This window comes from Lysobacter enzymogenes (genome assembly GCF_017355525.1).
Lineage (GTDB): Bacteria > Pseudomonadota > Gammaproteobacteria > Xanthomonadales > Xanthomonadaceae > Lysobacter > Lysobacter enzymogenes_C.
This window is the reverse complement of sequence record NZ_CP067395.1, coordinates 5,210,354-5,233,943: the sequence shown is the minus strand read 5'-3', so window position 1 is coordinate 5,233,943 and position 23,590 is coordinate 5,210,354. Positions and strand designations below refer to the sequence as shown.

The window sequence follows — 23,590 nt, the reverse complement described above, 5'->3', positions numbered from 1 at the left end:
GCGGTCACGCTCATGCGTCCGCGCCCGCCTGCGCTTCTGCGCCCACCTCTGCGTCCGCGCCCACTTCTGCGTCCGCGCTCGCAGTTGCGTCCGCGCGCGTATTTGCGCCCGCCCCCGCACCTGCGGTTGCGTCTGCGTCCACAGCCGCACGGCGCCGCCATTCCGCCACGATCGCGCGCCCCAGACCGGCCGCGTGCGGCGGCTGCATCATGCTTTCGTGGTCGCCGTCGACGCGCGAATGGGTTTGGCCGTCGCGTTCGCTGTGCGCATGCAGCGGCCACGCCTGGGTGCCGGGTTCGCCGACCCACAGGCGGTGCGGGCGGACTCGCAGCGACGGCGGTTCGAAGCCGCGCAGCAGGCGGAAGCACTGGAGCATGGTGCGCATGCGGCTGCGCAGATGGGTCAACTGTTGCGGGTCGACCGGTTCGCCGGTCCATTCGCTGAGGAACGCCAGCGCGCGGTCCTGCGCCGACGGCGACAGGAAGGCTTCGGAGTGCAGTTCCGGCGCACGCAGGCGTTCGCGCAGGACGGCGTGTTCGTCCGGCTCCAGGAAGCGGCCGCGCATCGAACCGATCGCCAGCGCCATCGCGTAGACCCATTCGTCGGCTTCGGTCTGCGCTTCGATCGGCCGGCTGTCGAGCAGGGCCAGCGTTTCGACCCGGCGCCCGCGCAGTTCCAGGCGCTGCGCCACCAGGGTCGCGAACACGCCGCCGGCGGACCAGCCGACGAGGCGGCAGCCGCCTTCGCCTTGCACCCGTTCGATCTCGTCGGCATAGCGCTCGGCCAGAGTTTCCAGCGAGCCGTAGGCCTGCGCATCGTCGGGATCCGGCGCCTGCAAGCCGTACACCGGGCCGTCTTCGCCCAGGGCCTGCGACAACGCGAGGTAAGGCGTCACGCTGCCGTCGATCAGATGCAGGCAGAACGTCGGCACGCCCGCGTCGCTGCGGCGCAAGGGCACGCTCAGCAAACCGTGCAGGTCGCGTTCCAGCGCGGCGGCCAGCGCGGCCACGCTCGGCCGCGCCAGCAGCGCGGTCAGCGGCACCTCGCGTCCCAGCGCCTGATTCAGGCGCGTCAGCGAACACATCGCGTTGAGCGAGTGGCCGCCGAGGGCGAAGAAATCGTCGTGGCGGCCGACGCGTTCGACGCCGAGCACGTCCTGCCAGACCTCGGCGATGGCGCGTTCGACCGGCCCTTGCGGCGGCGCGTAGCCGCGCGCGGCCAGCGCCGCGGCGTCGGGCGCGGGCAAGGCGGCGCGGTCGAGCTTGCCGTTCGGCGTCAGCGGCAGCGCGTCGAGCACGACGTAGGCCGACGGCAGCATGTAGTCGGCAAGGCGTTGGCTCAGCTGTTCGCGCAGTTGCGCCGGTTCCAGCGCGTGGCCCGGGCGCGCGATCAGATACGCGACCAGATGCTTGTCGCCGGCCGATTCGCCGCGCGCGACCACGACCGCTTCGCGCACGCCGTCGCAGTGGGCCAGCGCCGCTTCGATTTCGCCGGGCTCGACCCGGTAGCCGCGGATCTTGGCCTGGAAATCGTTGCGGCCGAGGAACTCCAGCGCGCCGTCGGCGCGCCAGCGCGCGCGGTCGCCGGTCTTGTACATGCGCGCGCCGCTGGCGGCGGCGAACGGATCGGGCACGAAGCGCTCGGCGCTGAGCGCCTCGCGGCCCAGATAGCCGCGGCCGACGCCGCGCCCGCCGATGTGCAGTTCGCCGACCGCGCCGAGCGGCGCCGGCCGGCCGTGCGCGTCGAGCAGGTACAGGCGCGCGCCGGCGATCGGCCGGCCGAGCGGAATCGCGCCGGCGCAGTCCTCGGCGAGGATGCGATGAGCGGTCGCGATCACCGTGGTTTCGGTCGGGCCGTAGACGTTCCACAACCGCTGCGGCGGCGCCGCGCTGCCGAGGGTGCGGGCGATGCTGGCCGGGTCGAGCACGTCGCCGCCGACCAACAGGTCGCGCAACTGCGCGAACGCCGGCTGCAAGGCATCGGCGTGTTCGTTGAACAGGCCGGTCGGCAGCATCATCTGGGTCGCGCCGCAGGCCAGCAGTTCGGCGTTGAGCGCGGCGCCGTCGAGCAAGGCCTCGCGCGGCACCACATGCAGGCGCGCGCCGTTCAACAACGCGCCCCAGACTTCCCAGGTGGTCATGTCGAAGGACTGGCTGGAGCAATGCGCGAAGCAGTCGTCGGCGCGCAAGCCGATGCGGCCGTTGGCGGTCATCAGTTCGACCACGCCGGCGTGTTCGAGCATCGCGCCCTTGGGCTGGCCGGTGGAGCCGGAGGTGTAGATGACGTGGGCCAGCGACTGCGCGCCGGCGGCGTGCGCGCGCAGGTCTGCGGCGCGCGGCGACTGCGCGGCGATGGCGGCGGCGGTGGCCGCGTCGTCGAGCAACACGGCTTGCGGCGGCGTGTCGGCGTCGCAGGCGGATTGCAGGCGCTGCCATTGCGCGCTGTCGGTCAGCAGCGCCCGCGCGTCGCTGTCGGCCAGCAGGTAGCGCTGGCGTTCCAGCGGGTAGCTCGGGTCCAGCGGCACATAGGCGCAGCCGGCCTTGAGCGCGGCGAGCAGGCCGACGACGAATTCCGGGCCGCGCGGCAGGCACACGGCGATGCGCGATTCGGCCGGCAGGCCGAGCGAGCCGAGGTGCTGGGCCAGCCGGTTGGACGCGGCTTCGACCTCGGCGTAGCTGAGGCGGCGTTCGCCGCAGCTGATCGCGACGGCGTCGGGCGTCGCTTGCGCCTGGGCGTGGAAGCGGGCGTGGATGGTGGCGGCTGCGGGCGCGACGTCGGGCCGCTCGCCCGCGTCGGTTTCGCCGTCGGCAGCGGTTGCGTCCGTCGGCGCGAAGCGTTCCAGCAGCAAAGCGCGCTCCGCGGCCGGCACCACATCGATTCCGGCCAGGCTGCCGCGCGCCTCGCCGGCCAACGCATCGAGCAAGCCCTCGACCGCGGCTTGCAGATTGGCGCCGATGCGCTGCGGATCCAGCGGCGCGGCGCATTGCACGTCGCACGAGAACCCTTCGCCGTCGTCGTTGAGGTTCAGCGCCAGCGGATAGTTGCTGCGGCCTTCGCCGCCGAGCACGCGGCCGCCGTCCCACAGCGCCGGCGCGCTGCCGGCGTCGCGGCTGTGGCGGTAGTTGAAGACGCTGGTGAACAGCGGCAAGGCCGCGTCGACGCCGCTGCAACGCTGCGCCTGCGCGAGCGAGGCGTGCTCGTGGCGCATCAGTTCGGCCAGATTGGCCTGGACCGCAGCCAGCGCTTCGCCGGCGTCGGCATCGCCGAGGTCGACCCGCAACGGCAAGGTGTTGACGAAGATGCCGAGCGCGCGCGCGGCGTTCTCGCCGCCGTGCTGGCGGCCCGACAGCACCGTGCCGAACACCACCGCCTCGCGGCCGCTGGCGCGTCCGACAACCACCGCCCAGGCCAGATGCAGCACAGCCGCGGGCGTGGCGCCGAGGCGCCGCGCGAGCTCGCGCACGCGCGCCGACAGCGGCGCCGGCAAGGCCAGCGTGGCCTCGCGCAGGTCGCGGCCGCTGCCGTGCACGCGCAGCGCGCCGAACGGCGCGGTCGGCTCGTCGATGTCGCCGAGGCGGGCGCGGAAGTAGTCGTCGGACGACGGCGCGCGGCGCACCGCGGCGATGAAGTCGCGGTACGGCTGCGGCGGCGGCAAAGCCTCGGCGCGGCCGGCGCCGATCTCGCGCAGTTCCTGCAGCAGCAGCTCCAGGGTCATGTGGTCGACCATCGCGTGATGGCCGAGCAAGGCCAGATAGCAGGCGTCGTCGCCGGCCTGGGCGAAGTAGGCGCGCAGCAGCGGCGCGCGGTCCAGGGCCAAACGTTGCCGGCGCGGATCGGTGTAGCGCCGCAGTTCGCCTAGCGCATCGTCCTGCACCAACAATTCGTCGACCTGCAACATGGCCCGACGCTGCACCACCTGCACCGGCTGCGCCAGACCCTGCCAATGCAACGCCGTGCGCAGCACGCCGTGACGCTCCACCGCGACCGCCATCGCCGCGAGGAAGCGCTTCAGGCTCTCGCGCGAATCGAACGCGAGCATCCAGCGCTGCACGTAGGCGCCGCCCTCCTCGCCCGCGAGCAGGTGGTGGAACAACATGCCTTCCTGCAACGGCGACAGGCTGTAGATGTCTTCGATGTTGGCCGCGCCGCCGGGCGTGGCGGCGACGATGCGGTCGATCTCGCCCTGGCTCAGCGTCGCCAGCGGCAACATCGACGGATCGATCGCGTCGGCGTCGGCCGGAATCAGGTTCGGCGGCGCGACGAACGCCGTCGCGCCGTCGTCGGCCGCCGCATTCGCGGCGAGGCGCGCGGCCAGCGCCTGCGGCGTCGACGCGGCGAACACCGCGCCGGCGTCGACCGTCAGCCCGTGCCGGCGCAGCCGTTCGACCATGGCCAGCGCCTTCAGCGAATGCCCGCCGAGGGCGAAGAAGTTGTCGTGGCGGCCGACCCGCTCGACTTCGAGCAATTCCTGCCACACCGCGGCGATGACCTGCTCGGTCTCGCCCTGCGGCGGCTCGTAGCCGCGCACCGCCAGCGCGCCGGCGTCCGGCGCCGGCAACGCGCGCCGGTCGAGCTTGCCGTTCGGCATCACCGGCCATTCGTCCAGGCGCACGAACGCGGCCGGCACCATGTGCTCGGGCAGGCGCGTCAGCAGTTGCGCGCGCAGCGACGCCGCCAGTTCCGGATCCGGCGCGGCCAGCACATAGGCCAGCAACTGGGTCGCTTCGCCGCTGCCGTGCGCCACCACCACCGACTCGCGCACCTCGTCGCATTCGCACAGGTTGGCTTCGATCTCGCCGAGCTCGACCCGGAAACCGCGGATCTTGATCTGGTGATCGTTGCGGCCGAGATACAACAGGTCGCCTTGCGGCGACCAGCGCGACAGGTCGCCGGTGCGGTACATGCGCGCATCGGGGTCGGGGTGGAACGGATCGGGCACGAAGCGTTCGGCGGTGAGCTCGGCGCGGTTGAGGTAGCCGCGCGCGATGCCGACGCCGCCGAGGTACAGCTCGCCGACCGCGCCGGTCGGCACCGGCTGGCCGCGCGCGTCGAGCACGTAGACCTGGATGTTGTCGATCGGCCGGCCGATCGGCACCGCGTCGGCGTCGAAATCCGACGGGCAATCCCAGGCGGTGACGTCGAGGGTCGCTTCGGTCGGCCCGTAGAGATTGTGCAGGCTCGCCCACGGCAGGCGCGCGTACCACTTGCGCACCATCGCCGCCGGCAGCGCTTCGCCGCCGCAGATCGTGCGCCGCAGCGAGCGGCAGTGCGAGGCTTCCGGCGCCTGCAGGAACACGCCGAGCATCGACGGGACGAAGTGCGCGGTGGTTACGCCGTGTTCGACGATGGTCGCCGCCAGCGCCGCCGGGTCCTTGTGCGCATCGGGCGCGGCGACCACCAGGGTGCCGCCCCACAGCAGGGTCCAGAAGAATTCCCACACCGACAGGTCGAAGGTGAACGGCGTCTTCTGCAGCACGCGTTCTTCGGGTTGCAGGCCGAACGCGGTCTGCATCCAGGCCAGGCGGTTGACCACCGAGCGGTGCTCGATCATCACGCCCTTGGGCCGGCCGGTCGAACCGGAGGTGTACATGACGTAGGCGAGCCGGCGCGAATGCATGTCCGGCACGTGCGGGTCGTGCCCGGGGCCGGCGACGTCGTCGTTGGGGTCCAGCGCCGGCAGCGCGCGCTCGGCCAGCGTCTTTTCGCCCAGCGCGCCGCGGCCGACCGCGTCGGCCAGCAGCAACAGCGGGGTCGCGTCTTCGATCAGCTCGGCCAGCCGCTGCGGCGGGTAGCTCGGATCCAGCGGCACGTAGGCGCCGCCGGCCTTCAGCGTGGCCAGCAGCGCGACCACCATCGCCGGCGAGCGCTGCATGCACACCGCCACGTGCTTGTCCGGCCCGACCCCGGCGCCGACCAGGCGATGGGCCAGGCGGTTGGCGCGCGCGTCGAGTTCGGCGTAGCTCCACTGCCGGCCTTCGCCGATGACCGCGACCGCGTCGGGCGTGGCGTCGCACTGGGCGCGGAACAGCTCGTGCAGGCAGCGGTGTTCGGGATACGCCGCCGCGGTGTCGTTGCGCTGCTGCAGCAGCAGCGCGCGTTCTTCCGGCGGCAGCACGTCGATCTGCGCCAGCGGCGATTGCGGCCGCTGCGCCAGCGCGTCGACCAGACCGGCCACGGCCATGCGCAGGTTCGCGGCGATGCGCTGCGGGTCCATCGGCTCGCAGCACTGCACGCCGAACGAGAAGCCTTCGCCGTCGTCGTTGAGGTTCAGCAGCAGCGGATAATTGCTGCGTTCCTGGCTTTCGAACACGCGCGCGCCGTCCCACAGCGGGGTTTCGGCGCCGGCGCGGGTGTTGCGGTTGTGGCGGTAGTTGAACACGCTGGTGAACAGCGGCCGCGCCGCGTCGACGCCGCTGCAGCGCTGCGCCTGGGCCAGCGAGGCGTATTCGTGGCTCAGCAGTTCGGCCAGATTGGCCTGCATCGCCGCCAATGCTTCGGCGACCGGCGTCGCGCCGAGGTCCGCGCGCAGCGGCAAGGTGTTGACGAACAGGCCGAGCGCGCGCGCCGCGCTTTCGCCGCCGCGCTGGCGGCCCGACAGCACCGTGCCGAACACCACCGTCTCGCGCCCGCTGGCGCGCGCGACCACCAGCGCCCAGGCCAGATGCAGCAAGGCCGCCGGGGTCGCGCCGAGCCGCCGCGCGACCTCGCGCAGCTGCGCCGACAATTCGGCCGGCAGCGGCACTTCGGCTTCGCGCACGTCCTGGCCGTTGCCACGCACTTCCAGCACGCCGAACGGCGCGGTGGGCTCGTCGATGTCGCCCAGGCGCGCGCGGAAGTACTCGTCGAACGCTTCGGTCGGCGCGCGCCGCACCGCGGCGATGAAGTCGCGATACGGCTGCGGCGGCGCCAGCGCGGCGGCGTCGCCGGCGACGGTGGCGTGCATCTCCTCCAGCAGCAGTTCCAGGCTGACGTGGTCGATGACCATGTGGTGGCCGAGCAGCGCCAGATAACAGGCGCCGTCGCCGGCTTCGATGGCGCAGCCGCGCAGCAACGGCGCGCGGCCGAGGTCGAGGCGTTGCCGCTGCGGCTCGGTATGGCGCCGCAACGTTTCCAGCGCCTGCGCCGCGTCGCCCTGCCCCGGCAGTTCCTCCAGCGGCAGCTCGGCGTGGCGCTGCACCACCTGCACCGGCTGGCTCAGGCCCTGCCAATGCAGCGCGGTGCGCAGCGCGCCGTGGCGCGCCATCGCCTGCTGCGCCGCATCGAGGAATTCGTCCAGGCGCGCGCGCGAGTCGAAGCCGAGCATCCAGCGCTGCACGTAGGCGTCGCCTTCGCCGCCGACCAACAGATGATGGAACAGCATCCCTTCCTGCAACGGCGACAGACCGTAGAGGTCTTCGACATTCGCCGCGCCGCCCGGCGTGGCGGCGACGACGCGGTCGATCTCGTCCTGCGTCAGCGTCGCCAGCGGCAGCATCGACGGATCGATCGCGACGGCGTCGGCCGGAATCAGATTCGCCGGCGCCGCCAGCGAGGCCGCGGCGTCGTGGCTCGCGACCGCGTTCGCGGCCAGACGCGCGGCCAGCGCCTGCGGCGTCGGGGCGGCGAACACCGCGCCGGCGTCGACCGTCAGCCCGTGCCGGCGCAGCCGCTCGACCATGCCGATGGCCTTGAGCGAATGCCCGCCGAGGGCGAAGAAGTTGTCGTGCCGGCCGACCCGCTCGACCCCGAGCAGTTCCCGCCACACCTCGGCGATGGCCTGTTCGGCCTCGCCCTGCGGCGCTTCGTAACCGCGCACCGCCAGCGCGCCGGCGTCCGGCGCCGGCAAGGCGCGGCGGTCGAGCTTGCCGTTCGGCGTCAGCGGCAGCGCCGGCAGTTGCACGTAGGCCGACGGCAGCATGTGTTCGGCCAGCGTGCGCGCCAACTGCTCGCGCAGCGCGGCCGCGTCGAGCGCGACGTCCGCGCGCGCGACCGCGTACGCGACCAGGCGCTTGTCGCCGGGCGCGTCCTCGCGCGCGATCACCGCCGCTTCGGCGACGTGTTCGCAGGCCAGCAGCGCCGCTTCGATCTCGCCCGGCTCGATCCGGAAGCCGCGGATCTTGACCTGGGCGTCGTTGCGGCCGAGGTATTCCAGGGCGCCGTCGGCGCGCCAGCGCGCCAGATCGCCGGTGCGGTACATGCGCGCGTTGGCGCCAGCGGCGAAGGGATCGCGCAGGAAGCGTTCGGCGCTCAGATCGGGGCGGTTGAGATAGCCGCGGGCGACGCCGCGGCCGCCGACGAACAATTCGCCGGGCACGCCGAGCGGCACCGGTTCGCCGTGCGCGTCGAGCAGGTAGATGCGCGCGCCGCCGATCGGCCGGCCGATCGGCACGGTCGCGCCGGCGTCGTCGCCGCAGCGGTGCACGCTGGCCCAGACCGTGGCTTCGGTCGGGCCGTATTCGTTGTACAGCGCGATCGGTTCGGCGCCGTCGCCGCGCAGCGCGGCCAGTTCGGCCGCCAAGGCCGGCGGACACGGTTCGCCGGCGACGATGATCGCCTGCAGGCTCGCATGCGCGCCGCGGCGCAGTTCGGGCAGCAGCAGCCGCGCCAGCGACGGCACGCACAGCAGCCGGTCGATGCGGTGTTCGGCGATGGTGCGGGCCAACGCGGACGGCGACAGCGCCGCGTCGCGCGCGGACAGGCACAGCGCGCCGCCGGCGCACAGCGTACCGAACAGGCCGGCGACCGAGCTGTCGAACGCCAGCGGCGACAGCAGCAGGAAGCGCAGCTGCGGCGAGTCCCGGTAATAGGCGTTGCGCACGCGCGTCGACGCGGCGAGCTGGCCGTGTTCGATCATCACGCCCTTGGGGCGGCCGGTCGAACCGGAGGTGTAGATGACGTAGGCCAGCGAGTCGGGGCCGAGGCCCGCGACCTGCGGATCGGCGTCGGAATCGATGCCTGCGTCGGCGAGGTCCGCTGCGGACGCGAGCGACTGCGCCGGGTCCAGCAGCGGCGCGCGCGTTTCGACGCCGGCCAGCGCGGCGCGGCCGGCCGCGTCGGCCAGGATCGCCAGCGGCGCGGTGTCGGCGAGGCTGTCGGCCAGGCGCTGGGCCGGATAGTCCGGGTCCAGCGGCACGTACGCGGCGCCGGACTTCAGCACCGCCAGCACCGCGACCAGCATCTGCGGCGAGCGCTCCAGACACAGCACGATGCGCTGCTCCGGCCCGGCGCCGAGCGCGATCAGCCGGTGCGCGAGGCGGTTGGCGCGGACGTTGAGTTCGGCGTAGCTGAGCCCATCCGCGCCGAGCAGCGCCGGCGCGTCGGGCGTGGCCCGCGCCCAGGCTTCGATGCGCGCGTGGACCAGGGCCGGCGCCGGTTCGTCGCCGTCGGGCGGCTGGCCGGTGCCGAAGTCGTGCAGCAGCAGCGAGCGTTCGCCGGCCGGCAGCGTATCGAGCTGCGCCAGCAGCCGCTGCGGCCGCTGCGCCAGCGCCTGCACCAGTTCCTCCACCGCGGCCTGCATCGCGGCGACGATGCGCTGCGGGTCCATCGGCTCGCAGCACTGCACGCCGACGCCGAAACCGCGGCCGTCGTCGTCGAGGTTCAGCGACAGCGGATAGTTGCTGCGCTGCTCGCCGCCGAGCACGCGCGCGCCGTCCCACAGGCGCAGTTCGCCGTCGTCGTCGAGGTCGCGGTGGCGCTGGTAGTTGAACACGCTGGTGAACAGCGGCAGCGAGGCGTCGACCGCGCTGCAGCGCTGGGCCAGCGCCAGCGGCGCCTGTTCGCGTTCGAGCAGTTCGGCCAGATGCGCCTGGATCCGTTCCAGGCCCTGCTGCGCGGCGGTGCCGGCGAGGTCGACCCGCAGCGGCAAGGTGTTGGCGAACAGGCCGAGCGCGCGCTGCGCGCCTTCGCCGGCGCGCTGGCGGCCGGACAGCACGGTGCCGAACACGACCGTCTCGCGCCCGCTCGCGCGCGCGACCACCAGCGCCCAGGCCAGGTGGAACAGCGCAGCCGGGGTGGCGCCGGCGCGGCGGCAGCACTCGCGCACCTGCGCCGACAGCGACGCCGGCAGCAAGCTGCGCGACTGCAGCAGGTCCGAGCCGCCGTGCACGTCGAACACGCCGTACGGCGCGGTCGGTTCGTCGACGTCGTGCAGACGCGCGCGGAAATAGGTTTCGTGCGCTTGCGCCGGCTGGCGCCGCGCGGCGGCGATGAAGTTGCGGTACGGCCACGACGGCGGCAGCGCGGCGGCGCGGCCGGCGGCGATTTCGCCAAGTTCGTCGAGCAGCAGCTGCAAGGTCGCGCCATCGACGATGGCATGGTGGCCGAGCAGGGCCAGATAGCAGGTCCCGGCGCGGGTCTGCGCGACGCAGGCGCGCAGCAGCGGCGCCGCGCTCAGGTCCAGGCGCTGGCGGCGCGGGTCGCTGTGGCGCAGCAGCGCCGACAGCACGTCCTCGTGCGCGCCGTCGTGGGCGTCGTCGCGCGCCGGCAGTTCCTCGACCGGCAACGACGCGCGCCGCAGCACCACCTGCACCGGCTGCGACAGGTCCTGCCAGTGCAGCGCGGTGCGCAACGCGGCGTGCCGGTCCAGCGCGACCTGGGCCGCGTCGAGGAACCGTTGCAGCTGTTCGCGCGAATCGAACTCCAAGGTCCAGCGCTGCACGTAGGTGTCGCCGCCGTCGGCCGCGAGCAGGTGGTGGAACAGCAGGCCCTGCTGCAACGGCGAGAGTTCGTAGATGTCCTCGATGTTGGCCGCGCCGCCCGGCGTGGCCGCAACGATGCGGTCGATCTCGTCCTGGCTCAACGTCGCCAGCGGCAGCATCGACGGTTCGATGGGCTCGCCGGCCACGATCAGGTTCGCCGGCGCGGCCTCGTCGGCGCCGGCGGCGGCGGCCGCGACGCAGGCCTGCGCCGCCAGCGCGCGCACGGTCGGCGCGGCGAACACCGCGCCGGCCTCCACGCCCCAGCCGTGCCGGCGCAGGCGTTCGGCCATCGCGATGGCCTTGAGCGAATGACCGCCCAAGGCGAAGAAATTGTCGTCGCGGCCGACCCGGTCGAGTTCGAGCAGTTCGCGCCAGACCGCGGCGATCGCGATCTCGGCCTCGCCCTGCGGCGGCGCGTAGTCGGCGTGCTGGGCCAGCGCGGCGGCGTCGGGCGCCGGCAACGCGCGGCGGTCGAGCTTGCCGTTCGGGGTCAGCGGCCACGCGTCCAGGCGCACGAACGCCGACGGGACCATGTGCTCGGGCAGGCTCGCCAGCAGGCGCTCGCGCAGTTGCGCCGCGAGGCCGTCGTCGGCGTCGGCCAGCACGTAGGCGACCAGCCGCGCCGACTCGCCCTCGCCCTGCGCCAGCACCGCCGCTTCGCGCACCGGCGCGAGCGCGCACAGGCGCGCTTCGATCTCGCCGAGCTCGATGCGGAAGCCGCGGATCTTGACCTGATGGTCGTTGCGGCCCAGGTACAGCAGTTCGCCGTCGCGCGACCAGCGCGCGAGGTCGCCGGTGCGGTACATGCGCGCATCGGCTTCGGCGTGGAACGGATCGGGCAGGAAGCGTTCCGCGCTCAGTTCGGCGCGGTTGAGATAGCCGCGCGCCACGCCGACGCCGCCGAGGTACAGCTCGCCGATCGCGCCGAGCGGCACCGGCTCGCCGCGGGCGTCGAGCACGTAGGCGCGGATGTTGTCGATCGGCTTGCCGATCGGCACCGTGTCGGCATCGAAATCGTCCGGGCAGGTCCACGCGGTCACGTCGACCGTGGCCTCGGTGGGGCCGTACAGGTTGTGCAGCGCCGCCGCCGGCAGCAGCTCGCGCCAGCGCCGCACCAGCGACGCCGGCAGCGCTTCGCCGCTGCACACCGCGCGGCGCAGCGACACGCAACCGGGCGCGTGCGGCGATTGCAGGAACGCGCCGAGCATCGACGGCACGAAATGCACGGTGGTCACGCCGTACTCGACGATGGTCGCGGCCAGCGCGGCCGGGTCCTTGTGCGCCTGCGGCGCGGCGACCACGATGGTGGCGCCGTGCAGCAACGGCCAGAAGAACTCCCACACCGACACGTCGAACGAGAACGGCGTCTTCAGCAGCACCGGCTCGCCGGGCTGCAAGCCGTAGGCTGACTGCATCCACTCCAGGCGGTTGACCACCGAGCGGTGCTCGACCATCACGCCCTTGGGCCGGCCGGTGGAGCCGGAGGTGTAGATGACGTAAGCCAGGTTGCGCGGGTTCAGGCCGTCGACGCGCGGCGCCTCGGCCGCGCCGTCGCGCTCCTGCGCGGGGTCGATCGCCGTCTGCGCCGCCTCGCCGAGCGCCGCGCGGCCGGCCGCGTCGGCCAGCAGCGCCTGCGGCGCGCAGTCGGCCAGCAGTTCCTCCAGCCGCTCGGCCGGATACCCAGGATCCAGCGGCACGTAGGCGCCGCCGGCCTTCAAGGTCGCCAGCAGCGCCACCACCATCGCCGGTGAGCGCTGCATGCACACCGCGACCCGCCGCTCCGGGCCGACCCCGGCCTCGATCAAACGATGGGCCAAGCGGTTGGCGCGCGCGTCGAGTTCGGCGTAGCTCCAGCGCTGCCCTTCGCCGACCAGCGCGATCGCCTCCGGCGCGGACGCGACGCGCGCTTGGAACAGCTCGTGCACGCACTGCCGCTGCGGGAACGGCGCGGCGGTGTCGTTGAAGGTTTCCAGCAGCTGCGCGCGCTCGGCCGCGCCGAGGATCGGCAGCGCCGCGACGCTCGCGCGCGGGTCGGCGGCCATGCCTTCCAGCGCGGCCGCGCAGGCGTCGGCGATGCGCTCGGCGGTGTCGGCGCGATAGCGGTCGGCGTCGCAGGACAGCACCAGGCCGATGCCGTCGTCCCATTCCAGCGCTTCGAACATCAGGCCGACGCCGCCGTGGCCGCCGCTGCTCAGCGGCAGCGGGTACGGCCGCAGCGCCAAGCCGCCCCAGTTCACCGCGGGCGCGTCGGCGTCGTCGCGCCACAGCCCGGCCAGCGCCGCGCCGTGACGCGCGTTCTGCAGCACGAACAGGGTCTGGAACACCGGGTTGTCGTCGCCGCCGCGGCGCAGCGGCAGGCGTTCGAGCAAGGCGCCGAACGGATAATCCTGGCAGTTCATGCCGGCATAGACGGTGTCGCGCACGCGCGCGAGCAAAGCGGCCACGCTGTCCTCGCCGCACACCGTGTCGCGCAGCGGCAGCACGTTGACGAAGTCGCCGGCGACCTCGCTCCAGCGCGGATCGCCGCGCCCGGGCACCGGCGAGCCGACCACGATGTCTTCCTGCGCGGTGTAGCGGTGCAGGACGATCTTGTAGCCGGCCAGCAGCACGCCGAATACGGTGGTGTCGTGCGTGCGCGCGAGTTCGCGCAGGCGCTGCGCCAGCGGCGCCGGCAAGCGCCGGCGCGCGAGGTGCCGGCGCCCGCTGCCGCGCGCCGGGCGCGGCGCGTCGGCCGGCAACGGCAGCGGCAGCAGTTCGCCGCCCAGGTGCGCGGACCAGTAGTCGCGCTGGCGCTCGGCGTCGGCGCCGCGCAGCCATTCGGCTTGCTCGCGCACGCGGTGCGAATAGCCGCCGGCCGAAGCGGCCTGCGCGGCCGCGTCGATCGATTGCGGCGCGCCGGCGAGCAGCGCGCCGAGTTCCTCCAGCAGCCGCCAGTACGACCAGCCGTCGCCGGCGATGTGGTCGAAGGCGAGCATCAGCACCGCCTCGTCGGCGCCGCGCCGGTACAGGCCGGCGCGCAGCAACGGCGGGCGTTCCAGGTCGAACGCGCGCAGCGCGTCTTCGATGACCCGCTCGCGCAGCTGCACGTCCGACAGCCCGGCCGCGTCGACGACCGTCAGCGCCTCGCCGACTTGCGCCTCGATGCGTTGCGCGGGCTCGCCCGCATGCTCGCCGATGCGCGCGCGCAGCATCGGATGGCGGCGCAGCAGCGCCGCCAGCGCCGCGGCCAGCCGCTCCGCGTCGACCGCGCCGTCCACGCGCGCGGCGAACACGTTGTTGTGCGCGCCTTGCTCGTGCGGCCGCAGCCGGTATTGCGCCCAGCGCGCCAGCTGCTCGCTGGACAGCGCGAACCAGGCGTCCTCGGGATCGGTCAGCGGCGCCTGCGCGTCGGCGTCCGGCTCGGCCGCGCCGCGCTTGCGCGCCAGGGTGCGGAGCAGCAGTTCGCGCTGCGCGGGCGTCAGCGCGCGCAGTTTCGATTCCAGGTCGCTCATTCCCCGTCTCCGCCCGCCAGCAGGCTTTCGAGTTGTTCTTCGCTGAGCTCGCTCATCTGCGCGAGCACTTCGGCCACCGCCGCGTCCTGCGCGGCGACGCGGTCGGCCTGGATCTGCGCCGCCAGCAAGGCGCCGAGCTGGTTCGGCGTGGCGCCCTTGAGCAGTTCCAGCACCGACAGGCCGACCCGCAGCGAATGCTCGATGCGGTTCTTCATCTCGATCGCCATCATCGAGTCCAGGCCGAGCTGGGAAATGCTGTCGTCCAGGTCCAGCGCGGCCGGATCGGCGCGCAGGATCCGGCACGCGAGTTCGCGCACGTACTCGGCCAGGGCTCGCGCCAGCGCGGCCTCGTCCTCGCACTCGGCCAGGCGCAGGTGGATGTCGACCGGCGCGTCGCCGGCGGCGGCGCCGGCCTGCGCGTCCTCGGCGCGTTCGGCCTCGACCAGCGCCTGGATGTGCGGCGCGGCGATGCCGAGCGGGCTGGTTTCGCCGACCCGGGTCCACTTCGCGCCGAGCACCACCGCATGCGGCAGCTCCGGCGCGGTCAGCAGCCGGCCGAGCGCGCGGCAGCCCTGGTCGGCCGACATCGGATACAGGCCGCGGTCGTGGAAGAACGTGGTCAGGTCGAGCTTCATCGCCATGCCGACGTCGCCCCACGGGCCCCAGCCCACGCTCAGCGCCGGCAGGCCCTGCGCGCGCCGTTGCTGGGCGAGCAGGTCGAGGAAGGTGTTGGCGGCGGCGTAGTTGCCCTGCCCCATCGACGCCACCAGCGCGGCGACCGAGGAGAACAGCACGAAGAAGTCCAGCGGCCGCGCGGCGAACGCGCAGTGCAGGTTCCACGCGCCGATCGCCTTGGGCGGGAACGCGGACAGGAATTCGTCGCGGTCGCTCTGCGCCAGCAGCTGCGGCCGGGCCACGCCGGCGGAGTGGATCACCCCGCGCACCGGCGGCCGGCATTCGCTGTCCATGCGCGCGAGCAAGCTGTCGAGCGCGGCCGCGTCGGCGATGTCGAAGCACTCCACCGCGACGCTGGCGCCGGCGCGTTCGAGTTCGAGCAGGCGCGCGACCAGCCCGGCCTGGGCGTGGTCGGCCGGCAGCGCGCGCCATTGCGCGCGCGGCGGCGGCGGCGTGCGCCCGATCAGGACCAGATGGCGCGCGCCGCGTTCGACCATCCACGCGGCGATTTCCAGGCCCAGCGCGCCGAGGCCGCCGGTGACCAGATAGCTCGCGTCGGCGCGCAGCGCCGGCAACGCGTCCGGCGCCGCGTCGACGCCGCTGTCGCGCAGTTGCAGGGTGTAGCGGCGGCCGTCGCGCCAGGCGATCTGGTCCTCGCGCCGCTGCCCCAGGCACTCGTCGACGAGGCAGCGCGCATCGGTCGCGGCGTCGGCGCCTTCGACGTCGACCGCGCCGCCCCAGAAGTCGATGTGTTCGGCGTGGCCGACGATCCGGCCCAGGCCCCAGGCCGCGCCGGCGAACGGATCGGCGCGGTCGCCGGCCAGCACGCGTTGCGCGGCCTGGGTCGCGATCCACAGCCGCGGCTTGTCGGCGCCGACCCGCTGGGCCAGCGCGCGCACCGCGTCGAAGGCCGGCAGGCAGCGCTGCGCGATCAGCTCCAGCGCCTGCGCGCGGGACGGTTCGGCCGGCGCCGGCGGCACCAGGTCGATGACGCCGCGCACCGACGCGCCGTGCGCGTCGAGCGCGCGCGTCCACGAGCCGACGTCGTCGGCTTCGGCGTCGAGTTCGATGCAGTCGTGCCCGCGCACGCGCAGCTCCGCGGCGACCGCCGCGGCCAAGGCGCCGTCGCCGCGCAACAGCCACGCGCCCGGCGCGGCCTCCGCGGCCTCGACCGGCGCCGCCTCCTGCCACGCCGGCGCGTACAGCCGCTGTGGCGTCTCGATGAAGCCGCCGGCGCCGCCGAGCACCTTGGCGGTGCACTCGGCGACCGCCAGCAGCAGTTCGCCGTCCGGCGCGTACACGTACACGTCGCCGTGGATGCGGTCGTCCTCGCGCCGGGTCACCTGCGCGTGGATGACCAGATCGGACACGAACGGGCCGTAGCTGCGGCCGCGCGCGAACCCGGTCGGCATGTAGACCTTGGAGCCTTCCACCTGCAGCGGCAGCGCCGCGGCCAGGGTCTGGAAACACAGGTCGAGCACGGCCGGATGCAGGTTGAACGTATCCAGCTGGCCGCGCAGCGGCGCCGGCACTTCGACCCGGGCCACGGCTTCGCCCTCGCCTTGTTGCAAGCCGACCAGACCGCGGAAGGTCGGGCCGTACTGCAGGCCGACGCTGCGGAAATACGCGTAGCACTCCTGCGCCGGAATGTCGCGCGGGCAGCGCGCGCGCACGGCGTCGAGATCGACCGGCGCGGGCACCGCGTCGGTGTCGAATTCGATCCGGCCGCTGCAATGCGTGCGCCAGCGCTCGTCTTCGCCGCGGCTGGCGATGCGCACCGCGCCGCTGCGCGGGTCGAGGCCGACGCGCAGGGTCGTGGCCTGATCCTGCGACAGGTACAGCGCGCGTTCGAAGCGGATGTCGGCGACCGCCAGGCGCGCGTCGTGTCCATGCACCGCGCGCGCCGCGCTCAGCGCCATGTCGGCGTAGCCGGCGCCGGGGAACACCACGGTGCCGTCGAGCTGGTGGTCCTGCAGGAATTCCAGTTGCGGGCTGTCGAGATCGGCTTCCCAGGTCGGCAGGTCGAGGTCGATGCGCCGTTGCAGCAGCGGATGCGGCAGCGCTTCCAGGCGCGCGCGCGCCGAGCCGGCCGATTCGTGCCAATGCCGCTCCTTGCGCCAGGCGTAGCCCGGCAGGCGCACGTGCGCGCCGCGCGGCAGGCGCTCGCGCCAGTCCGGCGCGACGCCGGCGCAGTACAGCTCGGCGACCGCGCCGGCGATGCGTTCGGATTCGTCGCGCTCGCGGTGCAGGGTCGCGGTGATGCGCACGGCGCGGTCGGCGGCGTTGGCGCATTCGCCGAGCGACGAGGCCAGCACTGGATGCGGCGAGATTTCGACGAAATGCGCGCCGCCGTCGGCGAGGATCGCGGTCGCCGCGTCGGCGAAGCGCACCGGCTCGCGCATGTTGGCGAACCAGTAGGCGTTGTCGTGGATCGCCGTCTCCACGCGCTGCCCGCTGACGGTCGAATACAGCGGCACCTGCGCCGGGCGCGGCGCCACCGCCGCGGTCGAGGCCAGCATTTCCTCGCGCAGGCCGTCCATGTAGCAGCTGTGGAACGGCACCTGCACGCGCAGCCGGCGCACGAACAGCTCGCGCGCGCTGAGTTCGGCCTGCAGGCGTTCGATGCCTTCGAGCGAGCCGGCGACGGTGATCTGGGCCGGGCCGTTGATCGCGGCGATCGACACGGTCGCATCGCCGAGCGCGTCGATGGCTTCCTGCGCCTGCTCGCGGGTCAATCCGACCGCGAGCATCGCGCCGTGGCCGGCCATGCGGTGCAACAGGCGGCTGCGGTGATGGATCACGCAGACCGCGTCTTCCAGGCTCAGGCAGCCGGCGGCGTAAGCCGCGGCGATCTCGCCGAGGCTGTGGCCGACGATCGCGGCCGGGCGCACGCCCCACTGCGCCAGCAGTTCGGTCAGGCCGACCTGCAGGATGAAGCCGGCCGACTGGACCACGTCGGTGTCGTTGGCGCGCGCGGTCTCGGCGTCGGCGAGCATGTGCGGCAGCAGGTCCCAGCCGGCGATCCGCGCGAACAATTGCGCGCAGCGGTCGACCGCGGCCTTGAACACCGGTTCGCGCCGGTACAGCTGCTGGCCCATGCCCCACCACTGCGGGCCGGAACCGGAATAGACGAAGACCAGCCCGGGCGCGGCCTGCACCGGCACGTCGGACTGCCACACGCCGTCGCCGCGGCCGCCGTCGGCCAGTTCGCGCAGGCGCTGCGCCAGCTGTTCGGTGGAAGCGGCGGCGACGCAGGCGCGGTGCGGATGATGCTCGCGGCCGAGCGCGGCGGCGCGGCACACGTCCTGCAGCGCGGCCTCGGCCAGCGCGCCGCCGGCGCCGAGGCGGTCGGCGTAGCGGCCGGCCAGCGCCAGCAACGATTCGGGATGGCGCGCCGACAACGGCAGCAGCCACGGGCCCGGCGCCGCCTGCGCGGCGGCGTGCGTCGCGCTCGCGCTGCGCGCGGGCGCGCTGCGCAGGATCGCGTGCGCGTTGCTGCCGCCGAAGCCGAACGAATTGACCGCGGCCAGCGCGGCGCCGTCGCGCTGCGGCAGTTCGGTCAGCTCGGTCGGCACGCGCAGCTTCAGCGCCTGCAGGTCGATCTGCGGATTCGGCTGGAGCAGATGCAGATGCGGCGGCACCTGCCCGCGTTCGAGCACCAGCGCGGCCTTGATCAGCGCGGCCACGCCCGCCGCGGCCTCGGTATGGCCGATGTTCGTCTTGATCGAACCCATCAGGCAGGGCTCGGACGCATCGCGCCCTTCGCTCATGACCGAGCCGATCGCGCTGGCCTCGATCGGATCGCCGACCGGCGTGCCGGTGCCGTGCGCTTCGACATAAGCGATCTGCGCCGGCGCGGTGCCGGCCGCGGCCAGCGCCGCGCGCATCAGCTGGCGCTGCGCGTCCGCGCTGGGCACGGTGATGCCCTGGCTGCGGCCGTCCTGGTTGGATTGGGTCGCCAGGATCGTCGCGTAGATGTGGTCGCCGGCGGCGAGCGCGTCGTCGAGCCGCTTGAGCACGACGATGCCGGCGCCTTCGCCGCGCACGTAACCGTCGGCGCGCGAGTCGAACGCGCGCGAGCGGCCGGTCGGCGACAGCATGCCGGCCTGCGATTCGGCGATCGTGTAGGCCGGGCCGAGCAGCGCGTTGACGCCGCCGGCCAGGGCCAGGTCGGACTCGCCGTTGCGCAGGCTCTGGCAAGCCAGATGCACCGCCACCATCGACGAGGAGCACGCCGTATCGATCGACATGCACGGCCCGCGCAGGCCGAACACGTACGACAGCCGCGCCGCCAGCAGGGTCATCATCGAGCCGGTGGCGGTGTGCGCTTCCACGTTGCGGTAGTCGGCGTTGCCGAGCTGCTGCAGCATGTAGTCGAGGGTGAAGCCGCCCATGTAGACGCCGACCGCGCGCTCGTGCAGCGACGACGGCACGATCGCGGCGTCCTCGAACGCTTCCCAGCACACTTCCAGCAGCAAGCGCTGCTGCGGATCCATCGCCGCCGCTTCGCGCGGCGAAATGCCGAAGAAACCCGCGTCGAAACGGTCGATGCCGTCGACGAAGCCGCCCCAGCGGGTGGCCGATTTTCCGCGCACGCCCTTGCGCGGATGGTAGTAGTTGTCGCGATGCCAGCGATCCGCCGGCACCTCGCCGATGCAGTCGAGGCCTTGGCGAAGATTGTTCCAGAAGGTTTCCGGGTCGTTGCCGCCGCCCGGAAAACGGCAGCCGATACCGACGATGGCGACAGCCGCAGTGCTACTACGCGTAAGCGTTTCCATTCCCTGGTCCTTGCGATTCAATCCATGACCCCGGCCTCAGGCGAGGTCGGGCGCAGTGCGCAATATCATCCTAAACCAGAACGCATTACACCCGTCAACGAGGCCAACGGCAGATTCGGAATGTTGACTCATGCGTTATAAACGCGTGTCATCGATCCGGTATACAACGGTCGGCGGAGACGATCCGGCTGTACAATCGCGCCGGCGATCTCCATCGCAGCTCGCAAAAATTTATCGATAAGCGTCACAGATCGACGCTGCTACGGCCAAAGGAATGGACCACCGCATGAGCTCGCCATCGAAGCGAAAAGCCGGGCTGATCTTCGTTTTCTTCACCGTGTTGATCGACGTGCTGTCGTTCGGCGTCATCATTCCGGTGCTGCCGCATCTGGTCGAGCGCTTCGTCGGCGGCGGCGTGTCCGACGCGGCGTGGTGGGTGGGCGTGTTCGGGGTGGTATTCGCCACGATCCAATTCGCCTGTTCGCCGTTGTTGGGCGCGTTGTCGGACCGCTACGGCCGGCGCCCGGTGATCCTGCTGTCGTGCTTCGGGTTAGGCGTAGATTTTGTGGTCATGGCGCTCGCCGACGGCCTGGCCTGGCTGATGGCCGGTCGCATCGTCTCGGCGGTGTTCGCCGCCAGCGCGCCGGTCGCCAACGCTTACGTCGCCGACGTCACCGAGGAAAAACATCGCGCCCAGGCGTACGGCCTGCTCGGCGCGGCGTTCGGCGTGGGCTTCATCCTCGGCCCGCTGATCGGCGGCGTGCTCGGCGATTACGACCTGCGCTATCCGTTCTGGCTGGCCGCGGCGCTGGCGCTGGCGAACTTCCTCTACGGCTGGCTGGTGCTGCCCGAATCGCTGCCGCGCGAACGCCGCGCCGCGCGCATCGACTGGCGCCAGGCCAATCCGTTCCTGTCGCTGCGGTTCCTCGGCGAACAGCGGCAGGTGCTGGCGCTGGCGGCGATCGTGTTCCTGCATTCGCTGGCGCAGTTCTCGCACCACATCGTGTTCGTGCTGTACGCCGACTACCAGTTCGGCTGGGGCCAGAAGCAGGCCGGCTATGTGCTGGCCGCGGTCGGCGCGATGGCGGCGGTGGTCAGCGTGCTGCTGGTCGCGCCGATGGTGCGGCGTTTCGGCGAGCGCGCCACGCTGATGTTCGGCCTGGCCTGCGGCACGCTCGGCCTGTGGATGCTCGCGGCCGGCGACACCCGCTGGTTCTTCTGGGGCATGCCGGTCGCGGCCTTGTGGTACCTGGCCCTGCCCGCGGCGCAGGCGATGGTCAGCCAGCGCGTCGACGCGCAGTCGCAAGGGCGCGCGCAGGGCGCGTTGACCGGGTTGATCTCGCTGGCCGGCATCTTCGCGCCGGTGCTGTACGCGGGCAGCTTCGCCTTCGTCACCCGGCCGGACTCGCCGCTGGCCTTGCCCGGCGCGCCGTATCTGATCGCCAGCGCGCTGTTGATCGTCGCCGTGGGCATCGCCTGGCGCGCGATACCGGCGCGTTCGAAGGCGCAACCGGCGCTGACCACGCCGTCGGCCGAACCGGCCGTCGCGCCGGCGCCGCACAAGGTCGGCGCCGAACTGAGCTGAGCGACGCGTTCGCCGCACGCGCGGCGAACGCAAACCGCAGCGCGGCGGTTACGCGGCGGTTACGCGACCGTTTCCGCCGGCGCATGCGCAGCGCGCTGCGCCGCCGAGCGTTCGGCCGACATCAGCGCCAGACCGAGCAACACCGACACGCCGACCAAAGCCGCGGCGGCATAGCCCACGCCGCCGACGCCGACCGCATCGATCACCCGCCCGCCGACGATCGCGCCGACGCCGATGCCGAGATTCGCGCCGGACACGTTGAGCGCGGCGGCGAACGCCGGCGCCTGCGGCGCCGACTTCATCACCCGCACGTGGCTGACCGGAAACAGCGCGGCCTGGGTGATGCCCCACAGCGCCAGCGCGAGCGCGAACAACGGCAGCGCCTGCACCGACGGCGCGACCAGGATCAGGCCCATCGCCAGCGGCACGCTGAAGATCAGCGAGGCGCGCAGCGGATGGCGGTCGACGATGCGGCCGCCGAGGGTGTTGCCGATCAGGCCGACCGCGCCGAACGCCATCAGCGCCCAGCCGACCACCGCGCCGTTGAAGCCGGCCAGGCGCTCGAACAGGTCGGCCAGATACGTGTAGGCAGTGAACATGCCGGCGAACAGCAGCACCGACATCAGCACGTGGCCGACCACGCGCGGGTCGCGCAGCACTCGGAATTGTTCGGCCAGCTTCGGCGGTTGCGCGCCGCGGCTGTCGGGCAGGAAGGCGTAGAGCATGCCGGCCTTGAGCAGCGAGGCTACGGCCAGCGCGACGAATGCCGCGCGCCAGCCGAACGCGTCGGCGATCAGCGTGCCGGTCGGAACGCCGATCACCGTGGCGCAGATCACGCCGAAGGAAATCATCGAGATCGCGCGGCCGGCGCGTTCCTGCCCGGCGATGTCGACCGCGGTTTCGCTGGCCAGCGCCCAGAACACCGGCACGCCGAGCGCCGGGATCAGGCGCGCGAACGCCATCACTCCGAGGTTCGGCGCCATCGCCGCGACCACGTTCGACGCGGCGAACAGCAGCAGCACGACGATGAACAAGCGCTTGCGTTCGAAGCGGGCGAAATAAGCGGTCAGGAACGGGCCGCTGGCGGCGACCGCGAACGCGAACAAGGTGACCAGCAGGCCGGCCTGCGACACGCTGACGCCGAGGTCGCGCGAGAGCGAAGGCAGCAGGCCGACGAGGATGAATTCGGTCGTCAGCACGGTGAAACCGGCGGCCGACAGCAGGATCAGGGGGAGCAACACGGCGGACTCCGAAGACGGGACATCGCCGGCGCGCGCGGGCGGCGCACCGGCATGACGATGGGAGAGGGGGATTCGGCGGGGAAGCGGGCCGGTGCGGCGTGCCGGCGAGTGCGTGCACTCTAGGCGGGCGCTGCGGGCGGATAAACCGCAGCGCCGCGTCCGCATTGTTCCGGACCGGGGACGATGCGCGCAAGCCTTGGCGTTGCGGGGTTTGGCGAAAACGGCGCGGATCGGGACTGACTGTCCCGGATCGCGGGCTAGTCGCATGCGGCTGCGTGCGGCAAGGTGGCCGACGCTGTCGCGCGAGGGCCTTCAGGTTCGATGCGTTGCGCTCGCGCGGCCGCGGTACGGAACGACAGCGTCTGGCCGGACGACCCTCCCGCAACGGCGATCGCCGACGCCCGTCACACCGCGTGAAATATCCGCGGCCTAGTCTCATCGCCCTGTCCCAACCCGAGGCGACCGAGATGGCGAAAGTTCTGGTTCTGTATTACTCCGCGTACGGCCATTGCGAAAAAATGGCCGAAGCCGTGGCCGCAGGCGCGCGCGAGGCCGGCGCGCAGGTCGACATCAAGCGCGTGCCCGAGCTGGTGCCGGAGGAGGTCGCGCGCAAGTCGCACTACAAGCTCGATCAGACCGCGCCGGTCGCGCAGATCGCCGATCTGGAGCATTACGACGCCATCGTCGTCGGCACCGGCACGCGCTTCGGCCGGATGTCGTCGCAGATGGCCAACTTCCTCGATCAGGCCGGCGGGCTGTGGGCCAAGGGCGCGCTGCACGGCAAGGTCGGCGCGGCGTTCACCTCGACCGCGACCCAGCACGGCGGCCAGGAGACCACGCTGTTCTCGATCATCACCAACCTGCTGCACTTCGGCATGGTGATCGTCGGCTTGAACTACGGCTATGCCGGTCAGATGCGCCTGGACGAGGTCACCGGCGGCTCGCCTTACGGCACCACCACCATCACCGGCGGCGACGGCTCGCGCCAGCCGACCCAGAACGAGCTGGACGCGGCGCATTATCAAGGCCGCGAAGTGGCGCAGACGGCGATCAAGCTGCACGGCTGAGCCGGCGCGGGGCCGCGGCCGGCGCTGCAAGGCGCCGGTTGCGGCGATTCGATCCGTCGGCGCGACTCAATCGCGTC

Annotated in this window: 6 protein-coding genes; 3 read left to right on the top strand and 3 right to left on the bottom strand. The window is 72.7% G+C overall.

What is annotated here, in order from left to right:
• Positions 1 to 10: 10 nt before the first annotated feature.
• Both JHW38_RS22055 and JHW38_RS22050 read right to left on the bottom strand, forming a co-directional pair.
• Complete coding sequence (locus JHW38_RS22055; RefSeq protein ID WP_207523430.1) at positions 11 to 14,167, bottom strand: non-ribosomal peptide synthetase; 14,157 nt, start codon at positions 14,165 to 14,167, stop codon at positions 11 to 13.
• A complete protein-coding gene (locus JHW38_RS22050; protein WP_207523429.1) occupies positions 14,164 to 19,620 on the bottom strand; it encodes a type I polyketide synthase in 5,457 nt (1,818 codons plus the stop codon). The genes JHW38_RS22055 and JHW38_RS22050 overlap by 4 nt, the downstream gene beginning before the upstream one ends.
• A gap of 286 nt (positions 19,621 to 19,906) precedes the next feature.
• Between JHW38_RS22050 and JHW38_RS22045 the strand changes: the two genes are divergently transcribed.
• A complete protein-coding gene (locus JHW38_RS22045) occupies positions 19,907 to 21,205 on the top strand; it encodes a TCR/Tet family MFS transporter (protein WP_207523428.1) in 1,299 nt (432 codons plus the stop codon).
• A 59-nt stretch (positions 21,206 to 21,264) separates the two neighbouring features.
• On the opposite strand, the gene JHW38_RS22040 is transcribed toward JHW38_RS22045, so the two are convergent.
• Entirely contained in the window at positions 21,265 to 22,446 is a 1,182-nt protein-coding gene (locus JHW38_RS22040; RefSeq protein WP_242691041.1) for an MFS transporter, read from the bottom strand.
• Between the two features lie 285 nt (positions 22,447 to 22,731).
• On the opposite strand from JHW38_RS22040, the gene JHW38_RS26095 reads away from it, so the two are divergent.
• Positions 22,732 to 22,863 carry a DUF6053 domain-containing protein gene (locus JHW38_RS26095; protein WP_428995269.1) on the top strand — a complete coding sequence of 44 codons (132 nt, stop codon included), beginning with the start codon at positions 22,732 to 22,734 and terminating at the stop codon, positions 22,861 to 22,863.
• 50 nt (positions 22,864 to 22,913) lie between these two features.
• The gene (gene wrbA, locus JHW38_RS22035) at positions 22,914 to 23,513 is read left to right on the top strand and encodes an NAD(P)H:quinone oxidoreductase (protein ID WP_207523427.1); all 600 of its coding nucleotides are present in this window, start codon (positions 22,914 to 22,916) and stop codon (positions 23,511 to 23,513) included.
• Positions 23,514 to 23,590: the final 77 nt, after the last annotated feature.

Coding starts and splice junctions, on each gene's coding strand:
- JHW38_RS22055 (WP_207523430.1), bottom strand. CDS start 14,167: ATGAGCGACCTGGAATCGAAACTGCGCGCGCTGACGCCCGCGCAGCGC.
- JHW38_RS22050 (WP_207523429.1), bottom strand. CDS start 19,620: ATGGAAACGCTTACGCGTAGTAGCACTGCGGCTGTCGCCATCGTCGGT.
- JHW38_RS22045 (WP_207523428.1), top strand. CDS start 19,907: ATGAGCTCGCCATCGAAGCGAAAAGCCGGGCTGATCTTCGTTTTCTTC.
- wrbA (WP_207523427.1), top strand. CDS start 22,914: ATGGCGAAAGTTCTGGTTCTGTATTACTCCGCGTACGGCCATTGCGAA.